22 protein-coding genes are annotated in these 21,012 nt (G+C 68.6%); 16 read left to right on the top strand and 6 right to left on the bottom strand.

Annotated elements, in window-relative coordinates; genetic code table 11:
- Positions 1–4: 4 nt before the first annotated feature.
- Entirely contained in the window at positions 5–181 is a 177-nt protein-coding gene (locus LCC91_RS09605; RefSeq protein WP_082007752.1) for a rubredoxin, read from the bottom strand.
- Positions 182–276: 95 nt separating this feature from the next.
- Here LCC91_RS09605 and thiD point away from each other — a divergent pair, with 95 nt between their 5' ends.
- The 3 genes from thiD to LCC91_RS09620 are packed head-to-tail and all read left to right on the top strand — an operon-like array spanning position 277 to position 3,393.
- Complete coding sequence (thiD, locus tag LCC91_RS09610) at positions 277–1,146, top strand: bifunctional hydroxymethylpyrimidine kinase/phosphomethylpyrimidine kinase (RefSeq protein ID WP_043703824.1); 870 nt, start codon at positions 277–279, stop codon at positions 1,144–1,146.
- Positions 1,143–2,438, top strand: a complete 1,296-nt coding sequence (gene hemL, locus LCC91_RS09615) for a glutamate-1-semialdehyde 2,1-aminomutase (RefSeq protein ID WP_043703822.1) — start codon at positions 1,143–1,145, stop codon at positions 2,436–2,438. Before thiD ends, hemL begins: the two co-directional genes overlap by 4 nt.
- A 4-nt stretch (positions 2,439–2,442) precedes the next feature.
- Entirely contained in the window at positions 2,443–3,393 is a 951-nt protein-coding gene (locus LCC91_RS09620; protein WP_082007751.1) for a cyanophycinase, read from the top strand.
- 63 nt (positions 3,394–3,456) lie between these two features.
- Here the strand turns inward: LCC91_RS09620 and LCC91_RS09625 are convergent, their stop codons facing one another.
- From LCC91_RS09625 to LCC91_RS09640, 4 genes are all read right to left on the bottom strand, one after another.
- A complete protein-coding gene (locus LCC91_RS09625) occupies positions 3,457–4,980 on the bottom strand; it encodes a peptidase U32 family protein (RefSeq protein ID WP_043703820.1) in 1,524 nt (507 codons plus the stop codon).
- 101 nt (positions 4,981–5,081) lie between these two features.
- Positions 5,082–7,676 (bottom strand): bifunctional aconitate hydratase 2/2-methylisocitrate dehydratase, encoded by a 2,595-nt coding sequence (gene acnB / locus LCC91_RS09630; protein ID WP_043703817.1) that lies wholly within the window; start codon positions 7,674–7,676, stop codon positions 5,082–5,084.
- A gap of 21 nt (positions 7,677–7,697) precedes the next feature.
- Complete coding sequence (locus tag LCC91_RS09635; RefSeq protein ID WP_143898364.1) at positions 7,698–8,702, bottom strand: HpcH/HpaI aldolase/citrate lyase family protein; 1,005 nt, start codon at positions 8,700–8,702, stop codon at positions 7,698–7,700.
- A gap of 16 nt (positions 8,703–8,718) precedes the next feature.
- Positions 8,719–9,705, bottom strand: a complete 987-nt coding sequence (locus LCC91_RS09640) for a malate dehydrogenase (RefSeq protein WP_043704154.1) — start codon at positions 9,703–9,705, stop codon at positions 8,719–8,721.
- A 103-nt stretch (positions 9,706–9,808) separates the two neighbouring features.
- Here LCC91_RS09640 and LCC91_RS09645 point away from each other — a divergent pair, with 103 nt between their 5' ends.
- From LCC91_RS09645 to leuB, 12 genes are read left to right on the top strand one after another with little or no spacing between them, the layout of a single operon-like run.
- On the top strand, positions 9,809–10,612 hold the full coding sequence (locus tag LCC91_RS09645) for a GntR family transcriptional regulator (protein ID WP_052231815.1): 804 nt from the start codon (positions 9,809–9,811) through the stop codon (positions 10,610–10,612).
- Between the two features lie 23 nt (positions 10,613–10,635).
- Entirely contained in the window at positions 10,636–10,764 is a 129-nt protein-coding gene (locus tag LCC91_RS13850; protein ID WP_263479492.1) for a hypothetical protein, read from the top strand.
- Between the two features lie 18 nt (positions 10,765–10,782).
- Complete coding sequence (gene sdhC / locus LCC91_RS09650) at positions 10,783–11,214, top strand: succinate dehydrogenase, cytochrome b556 subunit (RefSeq protein ID WP_043703813.1); 432 nt, start codon at positions 10,783–10,785, stop codon at positions 11,212–11,214.
- 27 nt (positions 11,215–11,241) lie between these two features.
- Complete coding sequence (gene sdhD / locus LCC91_RS09655) at positions 11,242–11,607, top strand: succinate dehydrogenase, hydrophobic membrane anchor protein (RefSeq protein WP_043703810.1); 366 nt, start codon at positions 11,242–11,244, stop codon at positions 11,605–11,607.
- A gap of 3 nt (positions 11,608–11,610) precedes the next feature.
- Positions 11,611–13,416 carry a succinate dehydrogenase flavoprotein subunit gene (gene sdhA, locus LCC91_RS09660; protein ID WP_043703809.1) on the top strand — a complete coding sequence of 602 codons (1,806 nt, stop codon included), beginning with the start codon at positions 11,611–11,613 and terminating at the stop codon, positions 13,414–13,416.
- A gap of 25 nt (positions 13,417–13,441) precedes the next feature.
- The gene (locus tag LCC91_RS09665) at positions 13,442–14,143 is read left to right on the top strand and encodes a succinate dehydrogenase iron-sulfur subunit (protein WP_043703806.1); all 702 of its coding nucleotides are present in this window, start codon (positions 13,442–13,444) and stop codon (positions 14,141–14,143) included.
- Positions 14,144–14,164: 21 nt separating this feature from the next.
- Positions 14,165–14,494: an FAD assembly factor SdhE gene (locus tag LCC91_RS09670; protein ID WP_043703804.1), complete on the top strand. Its 330-nt coding sequence runs from the start codon at positions 14,165–14,167 to the stop codon at positions 14,492–14,494.
- Positions 14,491–15,801, top strand: a complete 1,311-nt coding sequence (gene gltA / locus LCC91_RS09675; protein WP_043703801.1) for a citrate synthase — start codon at positions 14,491–14,493, stop codon at positions 15,799–15,801. The genes LCC91_RS09670 and gltA overlap by 4 nt, the downstream gene beginning before the upstream one ends.
- A 12-nt stretch (positions 15,802–15,813) precedes the next feature.
- On the top strand, positions 15,814–17,235 hold the full coding sequence (gene leuC / locus LCC91_RS09680; protein ID WP_043703799.1) for a 3-isopropylmalate dehydratase large subunit: 1,422 nt from the start codon (positions 15,814–15,816) through the stop codon (positions 17,233–17,235).
- A 41-nt stretch (positions 17,236–17,276) separates the two neighbouring features.
- Positions 17,277–17,405 carry an entericidin A/B family lipoprotein gene (locus LCC91_RS09685; protein ID WP_082007750.1) on the top strand — a complete coding sequence of 43 codons (129 nt, stop codon included), beginning with the start codon at positions 17,277–17,279 and terminating at the stop codon, positions 17,403–17,405.
- On the top strand, positions 17,406–18,059 hold the full coding sequence (gene leuD / locus LCC91_RS09690; protein WP_043703797.1) for a 3-isopropylmalate dehydratase small subunit: 654 nt from the start codon (positions 17,406–17,408) through the stop codon (positions 18,057–18,059).
- 55 nt (positions 18,060–18,114) lie between these two features.
- Entirely contained in the window at positions 18,115–19,200 is a 1,086-nt protein-coding gene (leuB, locus tag LCC91_RS09695) for a 3-isopropylmalate dehydrogenase (RefSeq protein WP_043703793.1), read from the top strand.
- A gap of 51 nt (positions 19,201–19,251) precedes the next feature.
- On the opposite strand, the gene cutA is transcribed toward leuB, so the two are convergent.
- Positions 19,252–19,605: a divalent-cation tolerance protein CutA gene (gene cutA / locus LCC91_RS09700; protein ID WP_224440912.1), complete on the bottom strand. Its 354-nt coding sequence runs from the start codon at positions 19,603–19,605 to the stop codon at positions 19,252–19,254.
- Positions 19,606–19,879: 274 nt separating this feature from the next.
- Here cutA and asd point away from each other — a divergent pair, with 274 nt between their 5' ends.
- Positions 19,880–20,998, top strand: a complete 1,119-nt coding sequence (gene asd / locus LCC91_RS09705) for an aspartate-semialdehyde dehydrogenase (RefSeq protein WP_043703790.1) — start codon at positions 19,880–19,882, stop codon at positions 20,996–20,998.
- Positions 20,999–21,012: the final 14 nt, after the last annotated feature.

The raw sequence follows: 21,012 nt of genomic DNA on the forward strand, positions 1-21,012 counted from the left end.
GGCGTCAGATCGGCACCATCTCGAAGTCTTCCTTGCGCGCGCCGCACTCCGGACAGGTCCAGTTCACCGGCACGTCCTCCCAGCGGGTACCGGGGGGAATGCCGTGCTCGGGGTCGCCCGCGGCCTCGTCGTAAATCCAGCCGCAGATCAGGCACATCCAGGTACGGTTCGGGGTCGTCATGTCGGGTCAGGCAAGGCGGTCTGATTAGAATGACCCCATTGTATCGACGCCCGTGTCCGGGGCCCGCCGTGGGGCACCGGCGCTGCGCCCGCCCGATGTCCACCCCTGCGCCCACCCCCACCGACGTCCCTGCGCGCCCGCCGTGCGTGCTGTGCTTCAACGCCAGCGACCCCAGCGGCGCGGGTGGCCTGAGCGCCGACCTGCTGGCGATGGCCAGTGCGTCGTGCCATGTGCTGCCGGTGACGACCAGCGTGTGGCTGCGCGACAGCCGCCACCTGCACGGTCACCACGCGCTCGACGCCGAATGGATCGACGACCAGGCGCGCACCGTGCTGGAGGACGTGTCGGTGGCCGCGGTCAAAGTGGGCTTTGCCGGCAGCGCCCACGCGGTGGCGGCGATCGGCGCGATCCTGAGCGACTACGACGAGCTGCCGGTCGTGACCTACCTGCCGGAGCTCGCGTGGTGGACGGACGCCGAGCGCGAGGCCTATCTCGAGGCGTGTGAGGAACTGCTGCTGCCGCAGACCGACGTGCTGGTGGGCAACCACCATACGCTCGCGCGCTGGCTGCTGCCGGACTGGGAGGACGACCGACCGCCGGGGCCGCGCGACATCGCCCGCGCCGCCGCGGTGCACGGGGTCTCGTACACCCTGGTCACCGGCGCGGTGCGCGACGACGGCATCGACAACCACCTCGCCTCGCCCGAGCTGGTGCTCGCGCACGTGCGCTTCGAGCGCATCGACGCCACTTTCATCGGCGCCGGCGATACGCTGTCGGCGGCGCTGACCGCGCTGCTGGCCCACGGCAGCGAGCTGGGCGAAGCGGGCGCCGAGGCACTGCGCTACCTGGACCAGACCCTGGTCAACGGCTTTCAGCCGGGCATGGGGCACGCCGTGCCCGACCGGCTGTTCTGGGCCGATGACGACGACGAACCCGACGAACGCGACCCCGCCGAGAAACCATGACCGACCGCAACCAGACCCTGTTCGACCGCGCCAAGACCGTCATCCCGGGCGGCGTCAACTCGCCCGTGCGTGCCTTCAAGGCCGTGGGCGGCACCCCCCGCTTCATCACCCGCGCGCAGGGGGCGTATTTCTGGGACGCCAACGGCCAGCGCTACATCGACTACATCGGCTCGTGGGGGCCGATGATCCTGGGCCACGGCCACCCCGCGGTGCTCGACGCCGTGCAGGCCGCGGCGCGCGAGGGCTTCTCCTTCGGCGCACCCACCGAGCGCGAAATCGAACTCGCCGAAACCATCATCGGCCTGTTGCCGAGCCTGGAGATGGTGCGGCTGGTCAGCTCCGGCACCGAGGCGGGGATGAGCGCGATCCGTCTGGCGCGCGGGGCCACCGGGCGGCCCAAGATCATCAAGTTCGAGGGCTGCTACCACGGACACGCCGACGCGTTGCTGGTCAAGGCCGGCTCGGGGCTCGCGACGTTTGGCCACCCGACGAGTGCGGGCGTGCCGCCCGAGGTCGTGCAGCACACGCTGGTGCTGGAGTACAACAACATCGAACAGCTCGAGGCCGCGTTTGCCGAGCACGGGTCGCAGATCGCCGCGCTGATGATCGAGCCGATCGCGGGCAACATGAATTTCGTGCGCGCGAGCGTCCTCTTCATGCGCCGCTGCCGCGAACTGTGCACCCAGCACGGCGCGCTGCTCGTGTTCGACGAGGTGATGACGGGCTTTCGCGTGGCGCTCGGCGGCGCGCAAAGCGTCTACGCGCGGCTGATCCCGGGTTTTGCGCCGGACATGACCGTGATGGGCAAGGTCATCGGTGGCGGCATGCCGCTGGCGGCCTTTGGCGGCAAGCGCGCGGTGATGGAGCAGCTCGCGCCGCTGGGGCCCGTCTACCAGGCCGGCACGCTCTCGGGCAACCCGGTGGCCACCGCGTGCGGGCTGGCGACGCTACGGCTCATCCGCGAGCCGGGCTTTTTCGAGGCGCTCTCGGCGCGCACGCGCGCGCTGGTCGAGGGGCTGAAAGCCGAGGCCGACCGTGCAGGCGTGCCGTTCAGCGTCGACAGCGAAGGGGGCATGTTCGGCTTCTTCCTGCTGCCCACGTTGCCGCAGAACTACGCGCAGGTCATGGCCAGCGATGCCGCGCGCTTCAACCGGTTCTTCCACGGCATGCTCGAGCGCGGCGTGTACTTCGCGCCGGCGCTGTACGAGGCGGGGTTCGTCAGCGCCGCGCACAGTGACGCCGACATCGACGCGACGCTCGCCGCCGCGCGCGAGGTGTTCGCCACCCTCTGATCCGATGCCATCCCGCCGTGACTCCTTGCGGGCGCTGGCCGGGCTGCTTGCGCTGCCCGCCGCGGGCTGGGCCGCGCCGCCGGCGCCGGCCACCCGCCGCAGCGGCCACCTGATCGCGGTGGGCGGTGCCGAAGACCGCGAGCGCGACCGGCTGATCCTGCGCCGCTTCGTCGAACTCAGCGGCGGCCCGCGTGCGCGCCTGCTCGTGCTGACCGCAGCGAGCGCAGACCCCGAGGGGTCCTGGGCGGGCTACCAGCGCGTCTTTGCGGAACTGGGAGCGCAGCACGTCGAGCCGATCGACTTTCGCAGCGCCGACGAGGCGCACGATCCGGCGGCGGTCGAGCGGCTGCTCGCGGCCGACGGGATCTACATCAGCGGGGGTGACCAGCGCCGCCTGATGGCCGCGCTGTGGGAGACGCCGGCAGCGCGCGCGCTGCACCGGGCCTTTCACCTGCGCGGCGCGTGCATCGGTGGCACCAGCGCGGGGGCGGCGGCGCTGTCGCGCCAGATGCTGGCCATCGGCGAGCCGGCGCTGCGCCCGTACCGCGACGCGGTCTCGCTCGACATCGGCCTGGGGCTGCTCGCCTACGCGATCATCGACCAGCACTTCAACGAACGGCACCGACTCGGGCGGCTGCTCTCGGCCGTCGCGCTGCGGCCCGATCTGCTCGGCGTCGGCATCGACGAGGACACGGCGCTGGTCATCGAGCGCGGCCGCGCTATCGAAGTGCTCGGCAACGGCGCGGTCACGCTGCTCGACGGACGGCAGATGCGCTCCAACGTGCGCGACACGGACCCGGAGGACCCGTTGCAGCTGCTGGACGTGCGGCTGCACCTGCTGCCAGCCGGCTCCCGCTTCGAGCTGACCGATACCGACACCGACACGCCGCAGCCACCACCGGCGCTGCGGCGCACGCTGGAGCTGCTGGTGCGGCCCGGCCCGATCCGCGGCTGAGGACGCCAGCGTTCACCGCCCGCGCCGCGCGGCCGGGCGGCGCGGCCCGTCACGACCACGGGGTCACAGCAGCCGCGCGAGCAGCGCCCCCTGCACGGGAGCGCCCAACGGCACCCACACGCGCAGCGGGTTGCCTGCCGCGACCGTGATCGACTCGCCCGCGGTGCTTTGCATCGCCTCGACGGTGACGATGCGGTTGCCCGCGGGGTGGATGACCTCCAGCCGGTCGCCGACAGCGAAGCGGTTTTTTGTCTCCACCTCGGCCCAGCCGTCGTCGCGCACGCGCAGCACGTCGCCGACGTACTGGCTGCGCGTCGGCGCGGAGTGGCCGCTGAGGTAATTCTGGTAGTCCTGCGCCGGGCGGCGCTCCAGCAGGCCGCTGGTGTAGCCGCGGTTGGATAGGCCCTCCAACTCCGCCAGCAGCGCCGGGTCGAACGGCCGCCCCGCCACCGCGTCGTCGATGGCCCGGCGGTACACCTGGGCGGTACGCGCGACGTAATACGGACTCTTGGTGCGGCCCTCGATCTTCAGGGAATCGACGCCGATGCGCACCAGGCGCTCCACGTATTCCACCGCGCGCAGGTCACGGCTGTTGAGGATGTAGGTGCCGTGCTCGTCCTCCATCACGGGCATCAGCTCACCCGGGCGCGCGCTCTCCTCCAGCAGCCACACCCGATCCGCCAGTGGATGGCGCCGGCCGTCACCCGTGGTCGCGAACACCGCGTCGGCTTCGGCCTGCTCGCGCGCAAAGTCGAAGTCCGCCCCGAGCCGCGGCCATCCGGCCGCCGCGTCGCCGCTGCCATCCCACCCGCCCTCATCCCTGCATTCACCCGCTGCGGCCCCCGCACCGGCCGCGGGCGAGCCGGCCCCGCCGGGGCTGGCGCAGCCGCCACCGCAGCCCCCGCCGGCAGCCGATCGAACCAACGGCTGCACATCACCGGTATCCGTTTCGGTCGCCGCGTGCGTGGCGTACGACCAGCGGCACGCGTTGGTGCACGTGCCCTGGTTGGGGTCGCGCCTGTTGAAGTAGCCCGACAGCAGACAGCGCCCCGAGTACGCGATGCACAGCGCCCCGTGCACGAACACCTCCAGCTCCATGTCCGGGCAAGCGTCGCGGATCTGCGCGATCTCGTCCAAACTCAGCTCGCGCGACAGGATGATGCGCGACACCCCCGCGCGCTGCCAGAATTTCACCGCCGCCCAGTTGGTCGTGTTGGCCTGCACCGACAGGTGGATCGGCACCTCGGGCCAGCGGCCGCGCTCCATCTCCTCGCGCACCAGCATGATCAGGCCCGCATCGGCCATGATCAGCGCGTCCGGCCGCAGCGCCACCACCGGCGCCAGGTCGCGCAGGTAGGTGCGCACCTTGTCGTTGTGCGCGATCAGGTTGCTGGTGACGAAGAATTTTTTGCCGCGCGCGTGCGCTTCCGCAATGCCCTGGGCGATCTGCTCGAGGCGAAATTCGTTGTTGCGCGCGCGCAGGCTGTAGCGCGGCTGACCCGCATAAACGGCGTCGGCACCGAAATCGAACGCCACGCGCAGGTGGCGCAGCGAGCCGGCGGGCAAAAGCAATTCGGGGGCTTTCATGGGGGGCGATTGTCAGGCACGGCCAACCCGCTTGCGAAAGCGTGCACGAAAAACGGCCCCATGGGGGCCGTTCCTCTTGTGCGCTGGCGTGCCGCGCGCCGTCAGGCGACCACTTCCTTGGCTGTCTCGACGTACTCGTCGATCTGGTCGAAGTTCATGTAACGGTAGATGTTGTTGGCGCGCTCGTTGATGACGCGCATTTCGGCGTGGTACTCCTCCACCGTCGGCAGCCGCCCCAGACGCGAGGCGATCGCCGCCAGCTCCGCCGACGCCAGGAACACATTGGTGTTGCGCCCGAGCCGGTTGGGGAAGTTGCGCGTGCTGGTGGACACCACCGTCGCGCCCTCGCGCACCTGCGCCTGGTTGCCCATGCACAGGCTGCAGCCCGGCATCTCGGTGCGCGCCCCGGCCGTGCCGAAGGTGGCGTAGTAGCCCTCCTTGATCAGCTCGTTCTGATCCATCTTGGTCGGCGGCGCCACCCACAGCCGCACCGGGATGTCCCGCTGGCCGTGCAGCAGCTGCGCGGCGGCGCGGAAGTGGCCGATGTTGGTCATGCACGAGCCGATGAACGCCTCGTCGATCTTGGTGCCCGCCACCTCAGAGAGCGGCCGCGCGTCGTCCGGGTCGTTGGGGCAGCACAGGATCGGCTCCTTGATCTCGTTGAGGTCGATCTCGATGACCGCGGCGTACTCGGCATCCGGGTCGGCCTCCAGCAGCTGCGGGTTGGCCAGCCACGCCTCCATCGCCTTGATGCGGCGCGCCAGCGTGCGCGCGTCCTGGTAGCCGTTGGCGATCATCCACTTCAGCAGCACGATGTTGCTCTGCAGGTACTCGATGATCGGTTCCTTGTTGAGCTTGATCGTGCAGCCCGCGGCGGAGCGCTCCGCCGACGCGTCCGAAAGCTCGAACGCCTGCTCCACCTTCAGGTTCGGCAGCCCTTCGATCTCGAGGATGCGACCGGAGAAGATGTTCTTCTTGCCCTTCTTCTCGACCGTGAGCAGCCCCTGCTTGATCGCGTAGTAGGGGATGGCGTGCACCAGGTCACGCAGCGTGATGCCGGGCTGCATCTCGCCCTTGAAGCGCACCAGCACGCTCTCGGGCATGTCCAGCGGCATGACGCCGGTGGCGGCGGCAAACGCCACCAAGCCCGAACCGGCCGGGAAGCTGATGCCGATGGGGAAGCGCGTGTGGCTGTCACCGCCCGTGCCCACGGTGTCCGGCAGCAGCATGCGGTTGAGCCACGAGTGGATGACGCCGTCGCCCGGGCGCAGGCTGACGCCGCCGCGGCTGCTGATGAAAGCCGGCAGCTCGCGGTGCATCTTGACGTCCACCGGCTTCGGGTACGCCGCGGTGTGGCAGAACGACTGCATCACCAGATCGGCCGAGAAGCCCAGGCACGCGAGGTCCTTCAGCTCGTCGCGCGTCATCGGCCCGGTGGTGTCCTGGCTGCCGACGGTGGTCATCTTCGGCTCGCAGTAGGTGCCCGGGCGAATGCCCTTGCCCTCCGGCAGGCCGCAGGCGCGGCCGACCATCTTCTGCGCCAGCGTGTAACCCTTGCCGCTGTCTTGCGGTGCCTTGGGCAGGCGGAACACGGTCGACGGCGGAAGACCCAGAAACTCGCGCGCCTTGCCCGTCAGCCCGCGGCCGATGATCAGGTTGATGCGGCCGCCCGCGCGCACCTCATCCAGCAGCACGTCGCTCTTGAGCTGGAAGGTGGCGATGACCTGGCCGTTCTTCTCGATCTTGCCGTCGTAGGGGTAGATGTCGATGACGTCACCGAACTCGATCTGGCTGACGTCGACCTCGATCGGCAGCGAGCCGGAGTCCTCCTGCGTGTTGAAGAAGATCGGCGCGATCTTGCCGCCCAGCGTCACGCCGCCGTAGCGCTTGTTGGGCACGTACGGGATGTCCTGACCGGTCCACCAGATCACGCTGTTGGTGGCGGACTTGCGGCTCGATCCGGTGCCGACCACGTCACCGACGTAGGCGACGAGGTGGCCCTTTTCCTTGAGTTTTTGCAGCACGCTGATCGGGCCGCGCTTGCCGTCTTCGTCGGGCTCGAACGGCGCGTCCGGGCGCTTGTTCTTCAGCATCGCCAGCGCGTGCAGCGGGATGTCCGGGCGGCTCCACGCATCCGGCGCCGGCGACAGGTCGTCGGTGTTGGTCTCGCCCGGCACCTTGAACGCGGTAACGGTGATCTTGTGCGGCACTTCGGGGCGCGAGAGGAACCACTCCGCGTCCGCCCAGCTCTGCATCACGGCCTTCGCGTGCGGGTTGCCGGCCTGCACCTTCTCCGCCACGTCATGGAAGGCGTCGAACATCAGCAGCGTCTTCTTCAGCCCCTCGGCCGCGACGGGCGCCACCTCGGGGTCGTCGAGCAGGTCGATCAGCGGCTTGACGTTGTAGCCGCCCACCATCGTGCCCAGCAGCTCGGTGGCGCGCGCCTTGCTGATCAGCCCGACCTGGATATCGCCGTGCGCGACGGCTGCGAGGAACGACGCCTTGACCTTGGCCGCATCGTCCACCCCGGGCGGCACGCGGTGCGTCAGCAGCTCCAGCAGAAACTGCGGATCCTCGCCGGCGGGCGGGTTTTTGATCAGCTCGATCAGTTCGGCCGTCTGCTGGGCCGACAGCGGCAGCGGCGGAATGCCCAGCGCGGCGCGCTCGGCCACGTGTTCACGGTAGGCTTGCAACATGGTGGTGTGCTCCAGAGGATGTCAGGAAAAGTAGCCGCGCACCGGCTCGGGCAACGGCACGCCGGTGGCGTGCGCGCGCTCCAGCACCTGCCAAAAGTAGCGGAAAGACGCGCGGTCGTGCAAATGTCCCTGATGGGATATCGGGGCCCAGTCGGCCGCCGCGGCGGCCGCGATGATGTCGGCGGCGGTCTGCACCGCCTCGGCGTCGGGCTGGAAGGCCCGCACGATGGGTTCGATCTGGTCGGGGTGGATGCTCCACATGCGCGTGTAGCCGAACTCGCGCGCCGCCCGGCGCGCCGCGTCGGCCACCGCCTCGCGGTCGCGGAATTCGGTGACCACGCAGTGCGACGGCACCTTGCCGTGCGCGTGCGCGGCGCTGGCGATGGCGAGCTTGGCGCGGCGCACCAGCGGGTGCGCAAACTGCCCCTGCACCGTCATCGCGTCGGCCGGGATCGCGCCCCCATGCGCCGAGACGAAGTCCATCAGCCCGAAACTCAGCGACACGACGCGCGGATGCGCCGCGATGTCGAACGCCCGGTGCACCGCCGCGGGCGACTCGATCAACACGTGCAGCGGCAGCGACGGGGCGCCCGCGGCGTCCAGCGCCGCAGCCGCGCGCTCGACGTCCGCGATGGACTCGACCTTGGGCACCATCACGTGCGTCAGGCGCGTCCCGACCGAGCCGACGATGGTCGCGACATCGGCCGCGAAAGCGGGGTGATCGACCGGGTGCACGCGCACGCCCACGCGCGGCGGCACCGGCGCGGCCCAGTCCAGGCTGCGCACCAGCTCGACGACGAGCGCGGCGTGTTCGGCTTCGCCCCCGACCGGGGCGCCGTCCTCGCAATCCAGCGTCACGTCGAACAGGCACGCGCCGTGCCGCGCCGCCATCTCGGCCTGCAGCGCGAGGCTTTTGCGCATCCGCGCCTCGACCCCCGCGTAGTGGTCGCACACCGGCAGGCCGACACGACCGGCCTGGGCGCCGAGCAGCACGGCGCGCGGGTGGGGCGAGGCGGCGGCAGCCATCGCGCGGCGGGCCCGATCAGAGCAGGTGCGCGACGCCCTGGCGCTCTTCTTCGAGCTCGGCCAGCGTCTTGTTCAGGCACTGCTGACTGAACTCGTCGATCGGCAGCCCCTCGACCACGGTGTACTCGCCGTTGGCGCAGGTGACCGGGAAGCCGAACATCACCTCCTTCGGGATCCCGTACCAGCCCTGCGACGGAATGCCCATCGTCACCCACTTGCCGTTGGTACCCAGCGCCCAGTCACGCATGTGGTCGATGGCCGCGTTGGCCGCCGACGCCGCCGACGACAGACCGCGCGCCTCGATGATCGCCGCGCCGCGCTTGCCGACGGTGGGCAGGAAGACGTTGCGGTTCCAGTCCTCGTCGTTGATCATCTCTTTGACCGACTGGCCGTCGATGGTGGCAAAGCGGTAGTCGGCGTACATGGTCGGCGAGTGGTTGCCCCAGACGCACAGCTTCTCGATGCTGGAGACGGGCTTGCCGGTCTTGGCCGCTATCTGCGACAGCGCGCGGTTGTGGTCCAGGCGCAGCATCGCGGTGAAGTTCTTGGCCGGCAGGTCGGGCGCGGACTTCATCGCGATGTAGGCGTTGGTGTTGGCCGGGTTGCCCACGACCAGCACCTTGACGTTGCGCGACGCCACGGCGTTGAGCGCTTTGCCCTGCGCGGTGAAGATCTGCGCGTTGGCCGACAGCAGGTCCTTGCGCTCCATGCCCGGCCCGCGGGGACGCGCGCCCACGAGCAGCGCGTAGTCGGTGTCCTTGAACGCCGTCATCGGGTCGCTGTGCGCCTCCATCCCCGCCAGCAGCGGGAAGGCGCAGTCCTCCAGCTCCATCATCACGCCCTTGAGCGCCTTCTGGGCCTTCTCGTCGGGGATCTCCAGCAACTGCAGGATCACCGGCTGGTCCTTGCCCAGCATCTCGCCGGAAGCGATACGGAACAGCAGCGCATAACCGATCTGGCCAGCAGCGCCGGTGACGGCGACGCGGACGGGCTTCTTGCTCATGGGGTTCTCCATAGGGGAAGGTGTGGATTGACGGCGTGAGTGTACCTTGGTACACCCCCGGCGTCAATTTGTCTTATGTCTTATATAAGATATGATTACGCGCATGAAACCCGACGGCCCCACCACGCTGCATGCACCCCCGACTGCGGGAGCGCCAGGCGTGGCCGCCGCGGGCGCGCCCACACCCGCCTTCAGCCCGCTGTACCAGCAGATCAAGGCGCTCATCCTGCAAAGCCTGCAGGCCGGCGAATGGAAGCCGGGCGACCCCATCCCGAGCGAGGTCGAGCTCGCTGCGCGCTACCGCGTCAGCCAGGGGACAGTGCGCAAGGCCATCGACGAGCTGGCCGCGGAAAACCTCCTCGTGCGCCGGCAGGGCAAGGGCACGTTCGTCGCCACCCACGCCGAGCAGCACATCCAGTACCGCTTCCTGCGGCTGCACCCGGACAGTGGGACGCTGGACGACATCGGCCCGGCCACGCGCGAGGTGCTGGCCTGCCGGCGCGTGCGCGCCAACGCCGAGGTCGCCGCCGCGCTGCAACTGCAGCCGGGCGAAACCGTCGTGCAGGTCAGCCGCGTGCTGTCGTTCCAGGGCATCCCCACCATTTACGAGGAGCTGTGGCTGCCGGGCACGGCGTTTCGCGGCCTGACGCTGGAAGCGCTGTCGGCCTACGCCGGGCCGATGTACGCGCTGTTCGAGACCCAGTTCGGCGTGCGCATGGTGCGCGCGGAGGAGCGCATCAAGGCCGTCGCCGCCACGGGCGCGGCGGCGCAGCGGCTGCAGGTGCCCGCCGGCACGCCGCTGCTGAGCGTGGAGCGGCTGGCCTACACCTACAACGGCGTGCCGATGGAGCTGCGCCGCGGCCTGTACCGCACCGACCGGCACCACTACCGCAACGAACTGAGCTGACGACGCCGACGAGGACACCGCCGATGCGACAACCCGCCATGCTGCATTGCAATAGAATCGTCTGCCAGTCACCCGTCAGCGACCGGATGCACACTTCGGATCTCGCCGCCCCGGTCGCCAGCGACCGCGGCGGCATCGGCGGCTTGCACTGACCTCCCAGGAGAACTTCGATGACGCCCATGCGCACCGCGCGGCCTGAGTTCCGCAATATCAACGCGTTCAAAGACCTGACGACCTACCGCCTGCCCGTGGCGGGCTGGGTATCCATCCTGCACCGCGCCAGCGGCGGCCTGATGTTCCTGCTGCTGCCGTTCGTGGTGTGGATGATGGACACCTCGCTGTCGTCGGAGCTGTCGTACGGTACGTTCACCGCGGTCTTCACCGCCGGCGCGGGCTTCGTCCCCGGGTGGTTCTTCAAGCTCGTCGCGCTGGCGCTGATCTGGGCCTACCTGCACCACTTCTGCGCGGGCGTGCGCCACCTGATCATGGACGTCACCCACAAGGTGGACAAAGCCTACGGCCGCTCCTCGGCGATCGTCACGCTGGTGGTGAGCCTCGGCCTGACCGTGGTGCTGGGCGCCAAGCTGTTTGGCCTGTACTGATTCCCCCCTCAGACGGAGTAGCGACAAATGGCGGTCAATTACGGCTCCAAGCGCGTCGTCACCGGCGCTCACTACGGCCTGCGCGACTGGCTCGTGCAGCGCGTCACCGCGGTGCTGATGGCCCTGTTCACCGTGGTCCTGCTGGCGCAGGTGATCTTCACCCCCGGCCCGATCGGCTACGAAGCCTGGGCCGGCATCTTCGCGGCCACGTGGATGAAATTCCTCACTTTCGCGGTGGTCGTCGCGCTCGCGTGGCACGCGTGGGTGGGCGTGCGCGACATCTGGATGGATTACATCAAGCCCGTGGGCCTGCGCCTGGCCCTGCATGTGTTCACCCTCGTCTGGCTGGTCGGTTGCACAGGCTGGGCGTTCCAAGTGCTCTGGAGGCTGTAAGCCATGACTCAGACTTCGAATCTTCCCCGTCGCCGCTTCGACGTCGTGATCGTCGGCGCCGGTGGCTCCGGCATGCGCGCGTCGCTGCAGCTCGCCCGCGCCGGCCTCAACGTGGCGGTGCTGTCCAAGGTCTTCCCCACCCGCTCGCACACCGTGGCGGCCCAGGGCGGCATCGGGGCGTCGCTCGGCAACATGTCCGAGGACAACTGGCACTACCACTTCTACGACACCGTCAAGGGCTCCGACTGGCTCGGCGACCAGGACGCGATCGAATTCATGTGCCGCGAGGCGCCCAAGGTTGTGTACGAGCTGGAGCACATGGGGATGCCGTTCGACCGCAACCCCGATGGCACCATCTACCAGCGCCCCTTTGGCGGCCACACCGCCAACTACGGCGAAAAGCCCGTGCAGCGCGCCTGCGCCGCGGCCGACCGCACCGGCCACGCGATGCTGCACACGCTCTACCAGCAAAACGTCGCCGCGCGCACCACGTTCTTCGTCGAGTGGATGGCGCTGGACCTGATCCGCGACACCGACGGTGACGTCGTGGGCGTGACCGCGCTGGAGATGGAAACCGGCGACGTCTACATCCTCGAGGCCAAGGCCACGCTGCTGGCCACCGGCGGGGCCGGGCGGATTTATGCCGCCAGCACCAACGCCTTCATCAACACCGGCGACGGCCTCGGCATGGCCGCGCGCGCCGGCATCCCGCTGCAGGACATGGAGTTCTGGCAGTTCCACCCGACGGGCGTCGCCGGCGCGGGCGTGCTGCTGACCGAAGGCTGCCGCGGCGAAGGCGCGATCCTGCTCAACAGCAACGGCGAGCGCTTCATGGAGCGCTATGCACCGACGCTCAAGGACCTGGCACCGCGCGACTTCGTCAGCCGCTGCATGGACCAGGAGATCAAGGAAGGGCGTGGCTGCGGTCCGAACAAGGACTACATCCTGCTCAAACTCGACCACCTCGGCCCCGAGACGATCCACAAGCGGCTGCCGTCGGTGTACGAGATCGGCATCAACTTCGCCAACGTCGACATCACGAAGGAGCCGATTCCCGTCGTGCCGACCATCCACTACCAGATGGGCGGCATCCCGACCAACATCAACGGCCAGGTCGTCGTGCCGGATGGTAACGGCGGCCAGAAGGTGGTCAACGGCCTGTACGCGGTGGGCGAGTGCTCGTGCGTGTCGGTGCACGGTGCCAACCGGCTGGGCACCAACTCGCTGCTGGACCTGCTGGTCTTCGGCCGCGCGGCGGGCAACCACATCGTCGCGAATCTCGATCGCGCCCGCGAGCACAAGCCGCTGCCGAAGGACGCGGCCGACCGCACGCTCGCGCGGCTGGCGCGGCTCGAGAGCTGCCGCGACGGCGAATACGCGCAGGCCGTCGCCAACGATATCCGCCAGACCATGCAGCAGCACGCGGGCGTCTTCCGCACGCAGGCCAGCATGGACGAAGGCGTGCGCAAGATCAACGCGCTGCGCGAGCGCGTGGCGAATATCGGTCTGAAGGATCACTCCAAGGTGTTCAACACCGCGCGCATCGAGGCGCTGGAGGTCGAAAACCTGATCGAAGCCGCGCAGGCGACGATGACCTCGGCCGCCGCGCGCAAGGAGTGCCGCGGCGCCCACACGGTCAAGGACTACGAGCGCCCGGCCGACGACCCCGAGTGCCCGCTGGGCCGCAACGACAAGGAGTGGATGAAGCACACCCTGTGGTGGAGCGAAACGAATTCGCTCACCTACAAGCCGGTCAACCTCAAGCCGTTGACCGTCGAGTCGATCCCGCCCAAGGTCCGCACGTTCTGACGTCCCCACGCCGGAGGATCCCATCATGGCCAAACGCACGTTCAAGATCTACCGCTACGATCCGGACAAGGACGCCAAGCCCTACATGCAGACGCTGGAGGTGGAGCTCACCACCGAGCGCATGTTGCTCGATGCGCTGATCAAACTCAAGGAGCTCGACCCGACGCTGTCGTTCCGCCGCTCCTGCCGCGAGGGCGTGTGCGGCTCGGACGCGATGAACATCAACGGCAAGAACGGCCTGGCGTGCCTGACCAACCTGCGCACGCTGCCCGACACGATCGTGCTCAAGCCGCTGCCGGGCCTGCCGGTGGTACGCGACCTGATCGTGGACATGACGCTGTTCTTCAAGCAGTACCACTCGATCAAGCCGTACCTCATCAACGAAACCCAGCCGCCCGAGAAGGAGCGCCTGCAGTCGCCGGAAGAGCGCGAGGAGCTCAACGGCCTGTACGAGTGCATCCTGTGCGCGAGCTGCAGCACCTCGTGCCCGAGCTTCTGGTGGAACCCGGACAAGTTCGTCGGCCCGGCCGGCCTGCTGCAGGCGTACCGCTTCATCGCCGACAGCCGCGACCAGGCCACCAGCGAGCGCCTCGACAACCTCGAGGACCCGTACCGGCTGTTCCGCTGCCACACCATCATGAACTGCGTCGACGTCTGCCCGAAGGGGCTGAACCCCACCAAGGCGATCGGCAAGATCAAGGAATTGATGGTGCGCCGCGCCGTCTGACGGCGCCCCCGGACCCAGGCCATGGACGACCGCGACCGGCTCGACGACCACCAGCTCGGCAAGCTGCGCTGGCGCTGCCGTCGCGGTCTGCTCGAAAACGACCTGTTCATCGAGCGCTTTTTCAGCCGCCACGGGGCGACGCTGACCGTGCGGCAGGCCCGCGGGCTGGAGTTGCTGATGGACCTCAGCGACAACGACCTGCTCGATTTGCTGCTGCGCCGCCGTGAGCCCGACGGCGCCCTCGCCACCCCGGAGGTCCTCGAGGTGCTGGCGCTGCTGCGCACGCCCGTGCGTGATGGCGCCCCCACCCCCTCGGCGGACCCCGCCCAACCCCCCCAGGACTCCCCATGAAACTGCAAAACCACAAAGCCACGCTGTCGTTTTCCAATGGCGCGCCCAGCGTCGAGCTGCCGATCTACTCCGGCACCGTCGGGCCGGACGTGATCGACATCCGCAAGCTCTACGCGCAGACCGGCATGTTCACCTACGACCCGGGGTTCCTCTCCACGGCGTCGTGCCAGTCCGCCATCACCTACATCGACGGTGACAAGGGCGAGCTGCTCTACCGCGGCTACCCGATCGAGCAGCTGGCCACCCAGTGCGACTACCTCGAGACCTGCTACCTGCTGCTCTACGGTGAGCTGCCCAACGCGCAGCAGAAGGCCGACTTCGCGCGCCGCGTCACGCTGCACACGATGGTGCACGAGCAGATGCAGTTCTTCCTGCGCGGCTTCCGGCGCGACGCGCACCCGATGGCGGTGCTCACCGGGCTGGTGGGTGCGATGTCGGCCTTCTACCACGACAGCACCGACATCAACAACCCCGAGCACCGCGAGATCGCCGCGATCCGCCTGATCGCCAAGATGCCGACGCTGGTCGCGATGGCCTACAAGTACGGCGTCGGTCAGCCCTACATCTACCCGCGCAACGACCTGAGCTACGCCGGCAACTTCCTGCGCATGATGTTTGCCACGCCGTGCGAGGAGTACCGCGTCAACCCGGTGCTCGAGCGCGCGATGGACCGCATCTTCATCCTGCACGCGGATCACGAACAAAACGCGTCCACCTCGACGGTGCGCCTGTGCGGCAGCTCCGGCACCAACCCGTTCGCGGCGATCGCGGCCGGTGTGGCCTGTCTGTGGGGCCCGGCGCACGGCGGCGCCAACGAGGCGTGCCTGAACATGCTGGAAGAAATCCAGGCGATGGGCGGCGTCGAGAAGATCGGCGAGTTCATCGCCAAGGTCAAGGACAAGAACTCGGGCGTGCGCCTGATGGGCTTTGGCCACCGCGTCTACAAGAACTATGACCCGCGCGCCAAGCTGATGCAGGAGACCTGCCACGAGGTGCTGGGCGAGCTGGGCCTGGAAAACGACCCGCTGTTCGCGCTGGCGCGCAAGCTCGAGCAGATCGCGCTGGAGGACGACTACTTCGTGCAGCGCAAGCTCTACCCGAACGTCGACTTCTATTCCGGCATCGTGCAGCGCGCGATCGGCATCCCGGTCAACCTGTTCACCGGTATCTTCGCGCTGGCGCGCACGGTGGGCTGGATCGCCCAGCTCAACGAGATGATTTCCGATCCCGAGTATAAGATCGGGCGTCCGCGCCAGCTCTTCACCGGCGCGGCCAAGCGCGACGTCAAGCCGATCGAGCAACGCTGATACCGCCACCGCATGGGACGCACCCTCTACGACAAGATCTGGGACGAGCACGTCGTCCACACGGAGGAGGATGGCACCGCCATTCTCTACATCGACCGCCACCTGGTGCACGAAGTCACCAGCCCGCAGGCCTTCGAGGGGCTGCGCGTGGCCGGCCGCAAGCCGTGGCGGGTGTCGTCCATCGTCGCCACCGCGGATCACAACACCCCCACCACCGGCTGGGAGCTGGGCTACGACGGCATCGCCGACCCGATCAGCAAAGAGCAGATCATCACGCTCGACGCCAACATCCGTGAGTTCGGCGCGGCGGCGTATTTCCCGTTCCTCAGCAAGCGCCAGGGGATCGTGCACGTCGTCGGCCCGGAAAACGGCGCGACGCTGCCCGGCATGACCGTGGTCTGCGGCGACAGCCACACCTCGACCCACGGCGCGTTCGGGGCGCTGGCACACGGCATCGGCACGTCCGAGGTCGAGCATGTGCTCGCGACGCAGACGCTGCTGGCCAAGAAGGCCAAGAACATGCTCGTGCGCGTCGAGGGTGCGCTGCCGCGCGGCTGCTCGGCCAAGGACATCGTGCTCGCCATCATCGGCCGCATCGGCACCGCCGGCGGCACCGGCTACACGATCGAGTTTGCCGGCAGCGCGATCCGCGCACTGTCGATGGAAGGGCGCATGACGGTGTGCAACATGGCGATCGAGGCGGGCGCGCGCGCCGGGCTGGTCGCCGTGGACGACAAGACCATCGAGTACGTGCGCGGCCGGCCGCTCGCGCCCACCGGCGTCGAGTGGGAGCAGGCCGTCGCGTACTGGCGTACGCTGCACTCCGACCCGGACGCGCAGTGGGACGCCGTGGTCGAACTCGACGCGAGCCAAATCCAGCCGCAGGTGACGTGGGGCACCTCGCCGGAGATGGTGCTGCCCGTGACCGAGCGCGTCCCCGACCCGGACAAGGAAAAGGACGCGGTCAAACGCAACGCGATGGAGCGCGCGCTGCAGTACATGGGCCTGCAGCCCGGCAAGCCGATCACCGACATCGCCATCGACAAGGTGTTCATCGGCTCGTGCACCAACAGCCGCATCGAGGACCTGCGCGAAGCCGCGGCGGTCGTGCGCAAGCTCGGCCAGCGCGTCGCGCGCAACGTGAAGCTCGCGATGGTCGTGCCCGGCTCCGGCCTGGTCAAGGAGCAGGCCGAGCGCGAGGGGCTGCACGAGATTTTCCGTGCCGCGGGTTTCGAGTGGCGCGAGCCCGGCTGTTCGATGTGCCTGGCGATGAACGCCGACCGGCTGGAGCCCGGGGAGCGCTGCGCCTCGACCAGCAACCGCAACTTCGAAGGACGCCAGGGTGCGGGAGGCCGCACGCACCTGGTCAGCCCGGCGATGGCGGCAGCAGCCGCTATTCACGGGCGGTTTGTCGATGTTCGCCAGTTTGCCTGAATCCCTCATCCAAATCACACCGCTGACAGGAGACACCCATCATGATGCGTTCGATCGGTGCCATTCTCGTTGGTCTGGGGCTGTTGCTCACCGGCTGCAACACGGTTGCGGGTTTGGGAAAAGATATCCAAAAAGGCGGGCAAGTCCTGCAAGACGCGGCCAAGAAATAAATGGAACCGTTCACCCTCCACAAGGGCATCGTCGCCCCGATCGACCGGGAAAACGTCGACACCGACGCGATCATCCCGAAGCAGTTCCTGAAGTCCATCCGCAAGACGGGCTTCGGGCCGAACCTCTTCGACGAGTGGCGCTACCTGGACCAGCCGGGCCAGCCCGGCGTCCCGGAGAGCCAGCGCAAACCGAACCCGGATTTCGTGCTGAATCAGCCGCGCTATAAAGGGGCGAGCATACTGCTGGCGCGCAAGAACTTTGGCTGCGGCTCCAGCCGCGAGCACGCGCCGTGGGCCATTCAGCAGTACGGCTTTCGGGCGTTGATCGCACCGAGCTTCGCCGACATCTTTTTCAACAACTGCTTCAAGAACGGGTTGTTGCCGATCGTGCTGCCCGAGTCGACGGTCGACCGGCTGTTCCACGAGGTGCAGGCCTTCCCCGGCTACGAGCTGACGATCGACCTGGAACGCCAGGTGGTGATCGAGCCCAACGGCCACGAAATCCCGTTCGAGGTGCAGCCCTTCCGCAAATACTGCCTGCTCAACGGGCTGGACGACATCGGCCTGACGCTGCGCCACGCGGACAAGATCCGCGCGTTCGAAGCCGAGCGGCTCGCGCGTTACCCGTGGCTCGCGCGCACGTTCGCGGCCTGAGCCGCGCCGCCGTCGTCCCGCTGTCCCCGCCCCCGTTTCTGACCCCCAACGCTCCATGAAAGTCGCGATCCTGCCCGGTGACGGCATCGGCCCCGAAATCATCGACGAGGCCGTCAAGGTCCTCAAGGCCTTGAACCTGCCGCTGGAAATGGCCACCGCCCCGGTGGGCGGCGCCGCGTACGCGGCCAGCGGCCATCCGTTGCCGGACGCGACGCTGGCGCTGGCGCGCGAGGCCGATGCCGTGCTGTTCGGCGCGGTGGGCGACTGGAAGTACGACACGCTGCCGCGGCACTTGCGCCCGGAGCAGGCGATCCTGGGCCTGCGCAAGCACCTCGGGCTATTCGCGAACCTGCGCCCGGCCATCTGCTACCCGCAACTCACACACGCCTCCAGCCTCAAGCCGGAGCTGGTCGCGGGGCTCGACATCCTGATCGTGCGCGAGCTCACGGGCGACATCTATTTCGGCCAGCCGCGCGGCCGGCGCACCGCGCCCGACGGCGCCTTCGCCGGCGCCGAGGAAGCGTTCGACACCATGCGCTACAGCCGCCCGGAAATCGAGCGCATCGCGCGCGTCGCCTTCGAGGCGGCGCGGCGACGCCACGGCGGCCGTGGTGGCAAGGTCACGAGCGTCGACAAGGCCAACGTGCTGGAGACCTTCCAGTTCTGGAAAGACGTCGTCACCGAGGTCCACCGCGACTACCCCGACGTCGAGCTCGAACACATGTACGTCGACAACGCGGCGATGCAACTGGTCAAGGCGCCGAAAAAATTCGACGTCATCGTCACCGGCAACATGTTCGGCGACATTCTGTCGGACGAGGCAGCGATGCTGACCGGCTCGATCGGGATGCTGCCGTCCGCGAGCCTGAACGAACGCGGCCAGGGCCTGTACGAGCCCAGCCACGGCAGCGCGCCGGACATCGCGGGGCAAGGCATCGCCAACCCGCTGGCGACCATCCTGTCGGCCGCGATGATGCTGCGCTATTCGCTGCAGCGGCCCGACGCCGCGGCGCGCATCGAAGCCGCGGTGCAGCGCGTGTTGGCCGATGGCCTGCGCACGCCGGACATCCACAGCGACGGCACGCGCCGCGTCGGCACCGCCGAGATGGGCGACGCGGTCGTGCGCGCGCTCAGCGCATAAGGCGGCGCCAAATCGGGCGGCGGCTCGGGCGGGGGCTCAGCCCCGTGCCGGCTACGCCGGGGTGGTTTCAGCCCGCACCCAGTCCGCATAGGCGCGGTTTGCGTGCGCCAGGGGCACCGTCAGGATCGCGGGCACTTCGTACGGATGCGCCTGCGCCAGCGTCGCCTCCAGTGCCGCGCGCCGGGCTGCCGTCGTCTTGAGCACCAGCCGGTACTCGGGCTCGTGCTGCACCGCACCCTGCCAGACGTAGACGCTCTCGATCGGCGACACCTGCGCGCACGCGGCCAGCCGCTTCTCCACGGCCAGATGGGCCAGCCGCAGCGCATCGGCGCGGCTGCCGGTCGTCGTGACCACGGCGACGAGGTCGGTCATCGGTTCGGCTTCGCTCAGGGACGAAAGCGTCATGGGTGTCGGGTCGCGCAGGGGCGTGGTTGTCAGGTTCGCAACAGGCGCGCTGGGCTACAATGCCATCATTATGCGCACCGTGGCGCCCGTTTTTCGCACCGCTGCCCCCCGTCCGGCCCCTGCCCGGGCGCTCGTGGGCGCGTGCACCGGCGTCAAAACCACGACCACCATTACCGGCTGATCCCAGCCTGGTTCGTCGTGCGCCCCTCCCGGCCAGACGAGCCGGGCAGTGACAGGAAACTTCTCCACTTCCTCCTCTGAAAGGGCACACGCAATGAGCAACGTTGGCAATCGGGTCGGCCTGGTCGGCTGGCGCGGCATGGTCGGCTCGGTCCTGATGGACCGCATGGTCGCCGAAGGCGATTTCGATCACATCGAGCCGGTCTTCTTCTCCACCTCCAACGCGGGCGGCGCCGCTCCGGCGCAGGCCAAGACCCACCGCACGCTGCAGGACGCGCACGACATCGCGGCGCTGTCGCAGTGTGACATCATCATCACCTGCCAAGGGGGTGACTACACCAAAGCGGTCTATCCCCAGCTGCGCGCCGCCGGCTGGCAGGGCCACTGGATCGATGCCGCGAGCGCCCTGCGCATGGAGCCGGATGCGGTCATCGTGCTCGACCCTGTGAATGAGCACGTGATCCGCAAGGCGCTGGCCGCGGGCGGCAAGAACTGGATCGGGGGCAACTGCACCAACTCGATCCTGCTGATGGGGTTGAACGGCCTGTTCCGCGAAAACCTCGTCGAGTGGGTCAGCTCGATGACCTACCAAGCGGCCAGCGGCGCGGGCGCCAACAACATGCGCGAGCTCGTCAAGGGCATGGGCGTGATCCATGCCGCCGTGGCCGACGAGCTGGCCAACCCGGCCTCGGCGATTCTGGAAATCGACCGCAAGGTGGCCAAGGCGATCCGCGAGGACGTGCCGACCGAGTACTTCGGCGCGCCGCTGGCCGGCAGCCTCATCCCCTGGATCGACGTGCAGCTCCCCAACGGCCAGTCCAAGGAAGAGTGGAAGGGGCAGGCCGAGGTCAACAAAATCCTGGGCACGACGCAGACCATCCCCGTCGACGGCCTGTGCGTGCGCATCGGCGCGATGCGCTGCCACAGCCTGGCGCTGACGCTCAAGCTCAAACGCGACCTGCCGCTGGAAGAGATCGAAGCCATCATCCGCAGCGGCAACCCGTGGGTCAAGTGGGTGCCCAACGACCGGGCGATCACCGTGCGCGAGCTGACGCCCGCCACCATCACCGGCACGCTGCAGGTGGGCGTGGGGCGCGTGCGCAAGCTCAACATGGGCCCGGAATATGTTTCCGCCTTCGTGATCGGCGACCAGCTGCTGTGGGGCGCGGCCGAGCCGCTGCGGCGCATGCTGCGCATCCTGCTGGGCGTCTGACGGCAAACGGGCGC

This window comes from Tepidimonas taiwanensis, from assembly GCF_020162115.1.
Classification (GTDB): domain Bacteria; phylum Pseudomonadota; class Gammaproteobacteria; order Burkholderiales; family Burkholderiaceae_C; genus Tepidimonas; species Tepidimonas taiwanensis.

Bases quoted from the DNA above. Each gene is read 5' to 3' on its own strand.
- LCC91_RS09605 (WP_082007752.1), bottom strand. From the start codon at position 181: ATGACGACCCCGAACCGTACCTGGATGTGCCTGATCTGCGGCTGGATT.
- thiD (WP_043703824.1), top strand. From the start codon at position 277: ATGTCCACCCCTGCGCCCACCCCCACCGACGTCCCTGCGCGCCCGCCG.
- hemL (WP_043703822.1), top strand. From the start codon at position 1,143: ATGACCGACCGCAACCAGACCCTGTTCGACCGCGCCAAGACCGTCATC.
- LCC91_RS09620 (WP_082007751.1), top strand. From the start codon at position 2,443: ATGCCATCCCGCCGTGACTCCTTGCGGGCGCTGGCCGGGCTGCTTGCG.
- LCC91_RS09625 (WP_043703820.1), bottom strand. From the start codon at position 4,980: ATGAAAGCCCCCGAATTGCTTTTGCCCGCCGGCTCGCTGCGCCACCTG.
- acnB (WP_043703817.1), bottom strand. From the start codon at position 7,676: ATGTTGCAAGCCTACCGTGAACACGTGGCCGAGCGCGCCGCGCTGGGC.
- LCC91_RS09635 (WP_143898364.1), bottom strand. From the start codon at position 8,702: ATGGCTGCCGCCGCCTCGCCCCACCCGCGCGCCGTGCTGCTCGGCGCC.
- LCC91_RS09640 (WP_043704154.1), bottom strand. From the start codon at position 9,705: ATGAGCAAGAAGCCCGTCCGCGTCGCCGTCACCGGCGCTGCTGGCCAG.
- LCC91_RS09645 (WP_052231815.1), top strand. From the start codon at position 9,809: ATGAAACCCGACGGCCCCACCACGCTGCATGCACCCCCGACTGCGGGA.
- LCC91_RS13850 (WP_263479492.1), top strand. From the start codon at position 10,636: ATGCGACAACCCGCCATGCTGCATTGCAATAGAATCGTCTGCCAGTCA.
- sdhC (WP_043703813.1), top strand. From the start codon at position 10,783: ATGACGCCCATGCGCACCGCGCGGCCTGAGTTCCGCAATATCAACGCG.
- sdhD (WP_043703810.1), top strand. From the start codon at position 11,242: ATGGCGGTCAATTACGGCTCCAAGCGCGTCGTCACCGGCGCTCACTAC.
- sdhA (WP_043703809.1), top strand. From the start codon at position 11,611: ATGACTCAGACTTCGAATCTTCCCCGTCGCCGCTTCGACGTCGTGATC.
- LCC91_RS09665 (WP_043703806.1), top strand. From the start codon at position 13,442: ATGGCCAAACGCACGTTCAAGATCTACCGCTACGATCCGGACAAGGAC.
- LCC91_RS09670 (WP_043703804.1), top strand. From the start codon at position 14,165: ATGGACGACCGCGACCGGCTCGACGACCACCAGCTCGGCAAGCTGCGC.
- gltA (WP_043703801.1), top strand. From the start codon at position 14,491: ATGAAACTGCAAAACCACAAAGCCACGCTGTCGTTTTCCAATGGCGCG.
- leuC (WP_043703799.1), top strand. From the start codon at position 15,814: ATGGGACGCACCCTCTACGACAAGATCTGGGACGAGCACGTCGTCCAC.
- LCC91_RS09685 (WP_082007750.1), top strand. From the start codon at position 17,277: ATGATGCGTTCGATCGGTGCCATTCTCGTTGGTCTGGGGCTGTTGCTC.
- leuD (WP_043703797.1), top strand. From the start codon at position 17,406: ATGGAACCGTTCACCCTCCACAAGGGCATCGTCGCCCCGATCGACCGG.
- leuB (WP_043703793.1), top strand. From the start codon at position 18,115: ATGAAAGTCGCGATCCTGCCCGGTGACGGCATCGGCCCCGAAATCATC.
- cutA (WP_224440912.1), bottom strand. From the start codon at position 19,605: ATGACGCTTTCGTCCCTGAGCGAAGCCGAACCGATGACCGACCTCGTC.
- asd (WP_043703790.1), top strand. From the start codon at position 19,880: ATGAGCAACGTTGGCAATCGGGTCGGCCTGGTCGGCTGGCGCGGCATG.